This is a genomic window from Hydrotalea sp. GW822-HT8A01 (genome assembly GCF_058798575.1).
In genome coordinates this window covers 1,115,264-1,125,000 of the sequence record NZ_CM179506.1, presented here as the reverse complement: position 1 = coordinate 1,125,000, position 9,737 = coordinate 1,115,264, and the positions used below count along the sequence as shown (strand labels likewise).

General features: G+C 38.7%; 9 protein-coding genes and 2 tRNA genes (1 of these 11 cut by a window edge). 3 read left to right on the top strand and 8 right to left on the bottom strand.

Features of this window, described 5'->3' with window-relative positions; translation table 11 throughout:
* Window positions 1–614, bottom strand: the 5' portion of a protein-coding gene (locus AC3QLY_RS04955; protein ID WP_075051687.1) for a 3-keto-disaccharide hydrolase. 106 nt of this gene lie to the left of the window's left edge; only the first 614 of its 720 coding nucleotides appear in the window; the start codon lies at window positions 612–614; its stop codon lies beyond the left edge, outside the window.
* 10 nt (window positions 615–624) lie between these two features.
* A complete protein-coding gene (locus tag AC3QLY_RS04950; protein ID WP_081298709.1) occupies window positions 625–1,992 on the bottom strand; it encodes a Gfo/Idh/MocA family protein in 1,368 nt (455 codons plus the stop codon).
* Window positions 1,993–2,135: 143 nt separating this feature from the next.
* On the opposite strand from AC3QLY_RS04950, the gene AC3QLY_RS04945 reads away from it, so the two are divergent.
* Window positions 2,136–2,741, top strand: coding sequence for a superoxide dismutase (locus tag AC3QLY_RS04945; RefSeq protein WP_074419643.1), 606 nt, complete (start codon window positions 2,136–2,138; stop codon window positions 2,739–2,741).
* Between the two features lie 630 nt (window positions 2,742–3,371).
* On the opposite strand, the gene AC3QLY_RS04940 is transcribed toward AC3QLY_RS04945, so the two are convergent.
* From AC3QLY_RS04940 to AC3QLY_RS04925, 4 genes are all read right to left on the bottom strand, one after another.
* Window positions 3,372–3,445 (bottom strand) — tRNA-Asn (locus tag AC3QLY_RS04940).
* A 96-nt stretch (window positions 3,446–3,541) separates the two neighbouring features.
* Window positions 3,542–3,877: a Rieske 2Fe-2S domain-containing protein gene (locus AC3QLY_RS04935; protein WP_081299064.1), complete on the bottom strand. Its 336-nt coding sequence runs from the start codon at window positions 3,875–3,877 to the stop codon at window positions 3,542–3,544.
* 3 nt (window positions 3,878–3,880) lie between these two features.
* Window positions 3,881–5,068: a GTPase HflX gene (gene hflX, locus AC3QLY_RS04930; protein ID WP_075051694.1), complete on the bottom strand. Its 1,188-nt coding sequence runs from the start codon at window positions 5,066–5,068 to the stop codon at window positions 3,881–3,883.
* A gap of 108 nt (window positions 5,069–5,176) precedes the next feature.
* Window positions 5,177–5,983 (bottom strand): outer membrane beta-barrel protein, encoded by an 807-nt coding sequence (locus AC3QLY_RS04925; RefSeq protein WP_143439256.1) that lies wholly within the window; start codon window positions 5,981–5,983, stop codon window positions 5,177–5,179.
* A 266-nt stretch (window positions 5,984–6,249) separates the two neighbouring features.
* Here AC3QLY_RS04925 and AC3QLY_RS04920 point away from each other — a divergent pair.
* Window positions 6,250–6,323, top strand: a tRNA-Ile gene (locus tag AC3QLY_RS04920).
* Window positions 6,324–6,392: 69 nt separating this feature from the next.
* On the opposite strand, the gene AC3QLY_RS04915 is transcribed toward AC3QLY_RS04920, so the two are convergent.
* Both AC3QLY_RS04915 and AC3QLY_RS04910 read right to left on the bottom strand, forming a co-directional pair.
* Window positions 6,393–6,719: a transposase gene (locus tag AC3QLY_RS04915; RefSeq protein ID WP_081299063.1), complete on the bottom strand. Its 327-nt coding sequence runs from the start codon at window positions 6,717–6,719 to the stop codon at window positions 6,393–6,395.
* Window positions 6,689–7,105, bottom strand: coding sequence for a winged helix-turn-helix domain-containing protein (locus tag AC3QLY_RS04910; protein WP_075051691.1), 417 nt, complete (start codon window positions 7,103–7,105; stop codon window positions 6,689–6,691). The genes AC3QLY_RS04915 and AC3QLY_RS04910 overlap by 31 nt, the downstream gene beginning before the upstream one ends.
* A 384-nt stretch (window positions 7,106–7,489) precedes the next feature.
* Between AC3QLY_RS04910 and AC3QLY_RS04905 the strand changes: the two genes are divergently transcribed.
* Window positions 7,490–9,733 carry a multicopper oxidase domain-containing protein gene (locus AC3QLY_RS04905; RefSeq protein WP_218331664.1) on the top strand — a complete coding sequence of 748 codons (2,244 nt, stop codon included), beginning with the start codon at window positions 7,490–7,492 and terminating at the stop codon, window positions 9,731–9,733.
* Window positions 9,734–9,737: the final 4 nt, after the last annotated feature.

The window sequence follows — 9,737 nt, the reverse complement described above, 5'->3', positions numbered from 1 at the left end:
TTTCCTTCTTTCTTCAATTGTTCCCATTCGGGTGTCCAGGCTTCAAATGAAAGTACTTTTACACCATTCAGCCAATGCTCCACATGGCCTTTGTTAAAAATAATCACGGTGTGGTTCCATTGGCCCACGGGTTTTGTAGGGCGGATATGGGTAGTATGCATGGCATAGTCGGCACCAGTTTTTTGCCACTCTTCCAGCTTCTCCGGAAATCCTTCATCATCTATAATCTGGTATTCGGGACCAGAAAGATAGGCAGCATCGTAGGCTTCAGTTACGTGATACATAATGCCGCTGTTGCCGGCAGGAGAAATTTTCCAATCAACAGACAATTCAAAATTATCGTATTGCTTATCAGTAATTAAATCGGCTCGTTTATCCGATTTATCTGTATTGCTGCCTTTACAGTGCAAAATACCATTTTGAACCTCCCAGCTATTGGAAGGCTTATTTTGATAGGTACGCCAACCACCTAAATTATTGCCATTGAACAGAAGTTGCCACCCCTGTTTTTTTTCTTTGGCAGTTAAGGTATTATCCTTTGTTTGGTGGGGGATGAAACCCAGCAGACTGATGGTCAGTAACAGTAGCATATGAAAGCTTAATTTTTGTTGCATAAAATTATTTTTATGACACAACCGTTAATTGTTCCGGATTCCAGCGCATGGTGGTTTGCTTAAAATAGCTATCGTTGCATAGCAATGCAGGTGCCGCAGCCCTGTAACCAAATAATGCATCTTCCCGGGAAGTGGTGCCATTTCTAATGTCCTGAAAGAAATTATAGAAATGATCGAAATGGGCGCCTTTATACCCTTCTTCAGCTTTATAAACAATGGAATCGGGCGGCAGCATTTTCTTGCGGTCGTATCCGGCAATATTACTTCCATTTAATTTTGTTTTTAATAATGGATCATCAGCAGCGGCATAACTTTTATTGGTGGTAAGGGTTACTTTATCCCATTCTACAATCATAGAACCTTCATTACCTACCATACGCAAATAAGTATTATCGGCAGTACCGTCTACAAAATTTACCCGAAGCGACAGGTTAAAGGCCGGATGCACTGCTGTTTCAGGATAATCGAACATGCCCAATAAAATATCTGGTACTTCACGGCCATCTTTCCAAAATCGTAACCCGCCGGTAGCCATTACTTTGGTAGGGCCTATGGAATTGGTAATAAAATGAAGGCTGGAAAACAAATGCACAAACAAATCGCCCGAAACACCGGTACCATAATCGCGGTAACAACGCCAACGGAAAAAACGTTTGGGATCGAAAGGCCTATCGGGATAATTGTGTAAAAAAGTTTTCCAATCAACTGTTTTGGTGGATGCATCGGCAGGAATATCATACTGCCAGGCACCAAAAGGAGAATTGCGTGCCCAAAAACCCTCGGCATAATTTAATTGCCCAATTGCCCCTGCCGCCAATAATTCCTTTGCCTTTTCATTACCCAGCGAACTCATACCCTGGCTACCCACCTGAAACACCACTTTATTGACATTTTGAGCAGCAACCACAGCATTACCTTCTGTTACATCGTGCACCATTGGTTTTTCGCAGTATACGTGTTTACCTTTATTCATGGCATCAACGGATATGGCTTTATGCCAATGATCGGGTGTGGCTACAATTACAGCATCCACATCTTTACGATTAATAATTTCACGATAATCACGTGTTATAAAAATATCATTACCATAATGTTTTTTGGCATCGGCTAAGCGCCCGTCATATAAATCGCAGGCTGCAATCAGTTTAATACCCGGAACGGTAATAGCAGTATTGGCATCGGCTGTACCCATACCTCCTGCTCCAATGAGCGCAATTTGAATATTATCGTTTGCACTGTATTTCCGAACCGGCAGCAAGGCGGTACGGTTAGTAGCAGCCCAACTTCCTACAGTAGGTAATAAAGCTGCAGCGGCAGCACCTTTTGAGAGTTTCTCAATAAAAGACCTCCTGGATGCAATCATTTTGTTTTTTTTCATATGGCGTTCATTATCGAAATAAGAAAATAAAGAAGGCTACAATTTAAAAAGATTAACCCTTAACACAAAATTTAAATAATAACGGGGAATATTGGTTAATTTTGAAATCCAATCAAATTGTTCACCTATTAAATAGTTTAATTATGTTATTTACACTACCTGCATTACCTTATGCATATGATGCTTTAGAGCCATTTATTGATACTGCAACTATGCAATTTCATTATGGCAAACACCATCAGACCTATCTGGATAATTTAAATAAAGCCATTGCAGGCACGCCACACGAAGGAAAATCTTTAGAAGAATTGGTAGCCGCTGCAGGCACCATTTCACCTGCTGTGCGCAACAATGGCGGCGGACACTGGAATCATAGTTTTTTCTGGGAAATTTTAGCACCCAAAGCCGGCGGAACACCTACAGGCGATTTGACCAAAGCCATTGATGCTGCATTTGGCTCATTTGATGCATTTAAAGAAAAATTTGCCAATGCAGGAATGACACGTTTTGGCAGCGGTTGGGCCTGGCTGATTGTGAAAGATGGGAAATTGGAAATTTCATCAACGCCTAATCAAGATAATCCATTAATGGATGTGGCAGAAGTTAAAGGACAACCTATTCTGGGCGTAGATGTATGGGAACATGCTTATTATTTAAAATACCAAAACCGCAGAGCCGAATATTTATCAGCATTCTGGAATGTGGTGAACTGGCAAAAAGTAGCCGAACACTATGCAAAAGCAAAGTAATACAAACATTTTATTTCAACTGAGCCGGAATTCAATCCGGCTTTTTTTATGTTTCAACGGAATTGGCTTGTCGTTATATTCCTACAAAAAATCAACAGATACTTCTATTGGAGCGGTAAGCTACATAGTTTAGCTTTACATCAGATTCAATATCCATTTAAACCATGCAATATCCTATAACCATGCTTATCAATTATTGTATTAAAAGGATGTTTCTGTTATAAAAACGGGAACATCCTTTTTGTATTGTAATACAAATAGCAGTTTTCTGAAAGGGCTTTAAGTATTGGTTTTAAATTAAAAAAGGGAAGCCTGTATCAATTCATTTTTATTTTCAGGCAGGGTGAATAGTATAGAACGGCTGATATTTTTATCTGGCCGTTCCTTTTTTTGGAGCATACGCTTAATACTGTACATTTATTTACCCGAAAAAAATACCATTCACTTGAATTCTTCCAACATGAAGGCAACCAACCATTTATTGGTAGGCAAGCTATACCGACTTACCATTTCCACAATCCGTACAATATTTTCATGCATGCATATCAAAAAATATTCCTGATTGCAGGTAAAGTTTAGAAGGTGGTAAAATAAAACAGGAGGTCGAAATTGACCTCCTATTTATTGTTGCTCCCGAAACTGGACTTGAACCAGTGACCCTCTGATTAACAGTCAGATGCTCTAACCAACTGAGCTATTCGGGAATACCTTCCGCATTCGCGGAGCGCAAAAATAGGGAAAAATGTATTTCAGCAAAATATCCTTTTAAAAATTACAAAAAAGTATTCGTTTATTGTCGGTTACATTCCTATCCACAACTCAATCCCATCTGTTTTTACAGAATAGGTTTTTAAATAATATTCTTCACTACTTATATTCCGGCCGGTTTCCATATTAAACTTATAATGATGTAATGGACAAGTAATGCAACCAGTTGCATCTATATAACCATTGGCGAGTATGCCGCCTGCATGCGGACATTTTTGGGCAAATGCAAAATGCTTTCCGTTCCATTGTGCCAGTGTAATATTTTTACCCGACACCTCCACCGGCTTCAATGCATTTTCGCCGGGTTCAAAAAATTGGAGTATTGGACCTGCTAATATCCATTGAGGTTCTTTTTGGTGCTCCCACATCTGCTAAAAATGAATGGTTTTATAGGGATATCTTACCCGATACATTTGCCTTACTTTATCTAATATCTCCGTTCTCAACAGATCTACATTCCGTTTTTCCAATGCGGCAATAAATACACAGTTGCCTTCGGTAAGGTGCGCCCATTTATCATACAGTTCGCGTAAAATATCTTCTTTTACTTCTGGTGCCAGCCATTCATCAAAATATTTAGATTCATACAAATCCATTTTATTAAAAATAGTGAGGATGGGTTTATCGAACGCTTTTAACTCCTGCAAGGTTTTTTGAACGGTACCCATTTGTTCTTCAAAACCAGGGTGCGATATATCGACCACATGTAATAAAATATCGGCTTCCCGTACTTCATCTAATGTACTTTTAAAACTTTCCACTAAATGGTGGGGCAGCTTTCTAATAAATCCAACCGTATCGCTTAATAAAAAGGGCGTGTTTTCAAATACTACTTTACGAGTGGTAGTATCTAATGTAGCAAATAATTTATTTTCGGCAAATACCTCACTTTTACTTAACAGGTTCATGATGGTGCTTTTGCCCACATTGGTATAGCCCACCAGAGAAACCCGAATCAGTTCACCTCTTTCTTTGCGTTGGGTAAAGGCCTGTTTATCTATTTCCTGCAATCTTTTACGCAGTAAAGCAATTTTATCTTTTACTATACGACGGTCGGTTTCTATTTCTGTTTCACCGGGGCCGCGTGTACCAATACCACCGCCCTGACGTTCTAAGTGCTTCCACATACCTTTTAAGCGGGGTAATAAATATTGGTATTGTGCCAGCTCTACCTGAACTTTAGCCTGGGCTGTTCTGGCCCTTCGGGCAAAAATATCCAGAATTAAATCGCTTCGGTCAATGGTTCGAATGCCGAGCACATCTTCCATATTTGAAATTTGTGAACCGCTTAACTCATCATCCACTATGGCTAAATTCACGCCTTTGGCCTGTACATAGGCTTTTATTTCTTCTAATTTCCCTTTCCCTAAAAAAGTGCGACTATCGGGATGCGGTAAGCGCTGCACAAAACGTTTTAAAGTAATGGCACCGGCTGTTTCGGCCAAAAAGGCCAATTCATCTAAATATTCTTCTATTTGCTCGGGGGTATTTTCTTTGGTTACCAACCCAATTAACACCACTTTTTCTTCTGTGGCTATTTTCTGGTTCTTATCTATCAACGATACTTTGTTTTGGACAAAGGTATTGCAAATACCCTGCTTTACAAGAAAAGCCCCATCGAGGCACTGAACCGGGATGGGGCTGATGATTGAAATATATAGCTTGTTTTACAATCCGCTAATTGTAAGTCCAATAGATAGTGTGTTCATGACAGGACCTGCATTTTGTTTTAACACACCCAGTACGGAATAGTCTATATTGAGTGAGATGTTCCCATATCCCGCTCGGGCCGTTGCTGCGAGAAAGGTACCGTTAAAGAATTTTTTATTGCTTTCTTTCTGCACATATTGGGTACCATACAAACTATTGTTGTTAATATCTAACAGATTTTTTCCTTTAAAGTATGCTTTTAATAAAGTGCCCACTTTTACACCGGCAGCAAATTTCCAGGAATGTTGCGGATCGCCGGGGTTGGAATAATAACGCAACTCAATAGGTGCCTGTAAATAAATGGTCGTTACTTTCGATTTTTTAAACCGGGTAGTACTATCGAATGGCAGGGTTGGTCCGGGTGCCCACACTTTTACGTACCGGTGGTCAAAGAAAATATTGCTGGTACCCACGCCTAAGCCATACGCCACACTGAAACGCGGATCGGTTTTAAATGGCTTGTTAAGCATTACATAAAAATTAAAGTGGCGGCTAAACCCTTTGGTACCAATGGTATCGGGATTGGGGCGGCCAGTCCATGTATCGCTGCCAAACTGAATTAAAAAATGGTCTGATGGAACTTTGGTGAGGTCTACTTTACTCCAGTCTTTTTTTACTTTAGGCATCACCGGCTTCTTTTCTTTGGGTGCTTTGTGGTGTACAGTAGAATCTGTTTTGCCTTTTTTATGAAACAGGGTTGAAAGTTGCGCATGGGCCATGGCCAAGGTGCATACACTAAGCAGTAGTAGGATCGATTTTTTCATTATGTATAAATGCAGGTGATTTAACCTTTTTTTAGTATGGAACAAAAATAACAGAATTGCGGCCACCAAAAGGGTTAAAAATTAGCAAAAGCTGATAAATAGTGAAAAAATGTTGGAGGAAAAGAAATAGAGTATGCTATATGCATGAAGAAAAGTAGCAGTTGAAATACCTAACTGTTTTTAAAATAACAGGACTGACTATTTTGAATGGTATTTGGAAAATAGCGGGATTTGGTTATTTTTGCGCCTCTTGAGCCCAAAGCTCAGGGCCTATAGCTCAGCTGGTTAGAGCACCTGACTCATAATCAGGGGGTCCCTGGTTCAAGCCCAGGTGGGCCCACTTAAAGTGGATTAGCTCATAAACGAAAATGTTTGTGGGCTTTTTTATGTGCTTGAGTGCCAACCTATTTTAGGACGGGTCACCTACTACATTTGTTTTTACATCCTGATTGACATACTCCTGCGGTTTCAATTCCGGATTGTATGGTGGAAGAAAAAATACTTCAATCTTGTTTCTATTTGCCTGGAGCCATTCATTTAGTTTTTTTGTTTTGTGCGCTGGGTGCCCCTCTGTTACAAAATATAGTTTCTGCCTGCTATACTTTATCATTTGCCGCAAAAATGTTTCAAACACTCCGCTGTTAAACCTGCCGTCTATAATCATAAATTGTAAATGACCCTGGTTGCTTATTGCTGAAATCATATTCAATGAAAAGTCTTGTCCTGTCTTTTTAATAACGGGTGTTTCTCCAGCAGAGGCGTAACGCCTGCCTGATGATCGCTACGCATGCCTGTTTCATCCCCAAAGTAAATAACGGCATTCTGTTGGGCAGTTCTTTTTTTAATGGCAGGATATTCTTTTCCCAGCCACTCTTTTACTTTTTCCGGTTTTTGCTCAAATGCCTTATTGATGGGCTTTTGAGGAGTATACCCCCAGTCTTTTAAATATCGCCCAACCTGCCAACGCGATAACTCAATCCTATATCTGTCTAACAATAATTGTTGCACAGCCTCCCTTGTCCACAGCCCAAAGGGTAGTTTTAATTGGTCAGGAAGCTTTTCCTTTATCAACTGGCCTACCTCTGCTGCTTGTTTACCAGTAATCTTTTTACCTCCTTGCACGCCTCGCTTTTTATTGCTCAACGAACGCTTGCCGTATTGCCTGTATTTTGACCAAATTCGATTTACTGAGCGTTCACTAAGTTCCCAATTTCTATTGTAAATAACCAACCACCCTTAAACGTATGGCTTCTTGTGCCTTAACTGTACCCCGTTTTATAACTGTTGACTTTATCATCTCATAATGTTACAAAAATAAAATTAAAATAAGACTTAAATTGTACTCTTATTAATAATGGCATTACTAATAAATATATCGCTAATATGCTTACCATAAATCTTTCGGCTGTAATAGCATTTACTGATAAATTTTACATTTTGTTTTGTTTTGTTTAACTTTACTACAAAGCACAAAACGATATTCCAATAAAATATAAAAATAAGCTTATGAAAAAACTACTTATAATTCTTTGTTTATTTACTTCTTGCATGCTGCATGCGCAAGTAAATAAACCCAAAACAGTTGAATATACACTTAACATTGCTGATACTACAGTTAATTATACTGGCAAGAGGGTGAAAGCAATTGCTGTAAATGGCTCTATTCCAGCACCTACACTGTATTTCACTGAAGGTGATACCGCAGTAATACATGTGCATAATGAAATGAATGTATCTACTTCAGTACATTGGCATGGAATATTGTTACCTAACCTCATGGATGGTGTTCCTTATTTAACCACACCACCTATTGAACCGGGAAAAACTTTCACCTTCCGTTTTCCGCTTATACAATCTGGAACTTATTGGTATCACTCGCATACAATGCTGCAGGAACAAAGCGGTTTATATGGATCGATAGTTATTCAACCTATAAAAAAAAGATATCAGGTAGATGGGGAATTGGTTCTGGTACTATCTGACTGGACAAATGAAAAGCCGGCCTCTGTTTTAACAACCTTGAAAAGAAGAGATGCTGCTAATGAATATTATGCATTAGAAAAAGGCTATCCCCAGAGCCTTGATAAATTATTAAAACACCATGCGTGGGGCGAAAGGCTAAAAGCAGCTTATAACAGAATGCCTCCGATGGATATTTCTGATGTTTATTATAACAGATTTTTCATTAATGGAACTACTGAATTAGACTTCTCAAAATATAAACCCGGACAAAAAATAAGATTAAGGGTTATTAATGGGTCAGCATCCTCCTATTTTTATTTGCAGTATGCAGGCGGTAAAATGGAATTAATTGCGGCAGATGGGGTAGATGTTCAACCCGTTTTCATTGACCGCTTGTTGATGGGGGTTGCCGAAACCTATGATTTCATTATTACAGTTCCTACAAATGGTGCTTACGAATTTCGTTCAACAGCTATTGATGTTACTGGCCATGCTTCTGTATTTATAGGGCAAGGTAATAAAATAATGGCTCCTGATATTCCAAAACCTAATGTATGGAAAATGAGTGAAACCATTCATAATTTAACTGTAAATATGCCAGGCAGAATGAATATGGGCAATATGAATATGCGCTTGAAAAAAGGAGGACATATGGGTAATATGCCAATGGACAAACAGACGATGGGAAGCAGTAAAAATGAAATGGTTCAACAGAGTAACCCTATGCAAAAAACTTCCGTGGAAAAAAAGGTGAATCAAAACATGGATATGCCAGTAATGAGTGCAGTTAAGTCAGACACAACTGGTAAATTCATAATGTTTAATTATGATATGCTCAAATCTTTTACACCAACAAACTTACCACAGGGAAATCCAACCAGGGAAATTACACTGAACCTAACCGGAAATATGTACAGGTATGTATGGTCAATAAATAACAAAACAATTTCACAACAAGACTCAATTGCGGTAAAGAAAGGAGAAAATGTAAGGCTGATACTTGTTAATAAAACCATGATGAACCATCCTATGCACCTTCATGGTCACTATTTCCGGGTTCTTAACAAAAATGGCGATTACTCTCCATTAAAACACACCGTAGATGTGCCCCCAATGACAACGGTGGTAATAGAATTTGCCGCAAATCAAGATAAAGACTGGTTTTTTCATTGCCACATCTTGTATCATTTGGCAAGTGGAATGGCACGTTACATACATTATGAAGGTAGTGAAAGAGATACTGCCCTGGCTAACTATCCGCTGAAAAAAATATTAAATGAAGATAAACAATGGTTTTTTTATGGCAGTTTAGCAGCAAAAAGCATGATGACAGAATTTAATGCCAATTATATTAATATGTCAAATGCAATTAGAACAGAGGCCAATACAAACTATAATGGCCAATACGAAATAAACCTAAGTTATGAAAGATATATTACAAATTGGTTTAGACCCTATATAGGCGTTGCCACTGTAAGACAAAAATATTATAATGTTTTTAGTGGCAAAGAAATTTTTCAACAAGAATTTGATTTGCCCGTAGTAGGCATAAGATATACACTCCCTTTCTTTATCGAATCTGACCTTCGCATAAATTCTGCAGGCAGGGTTCGGCTTCAATTAGAAAGTGATGAATGGCTGCTGCCACATGTTTTTTTTAATTGGCGTATCAATACAGATAAGGAATATCACCTTGATCTACAGTATCTTCTAAGTAAGTATATTTCACTATCGGGCGGGTATGATTCAAGGTATCAATGGGGAGGAGGATTATTAGTCAGATTTTAAAAAA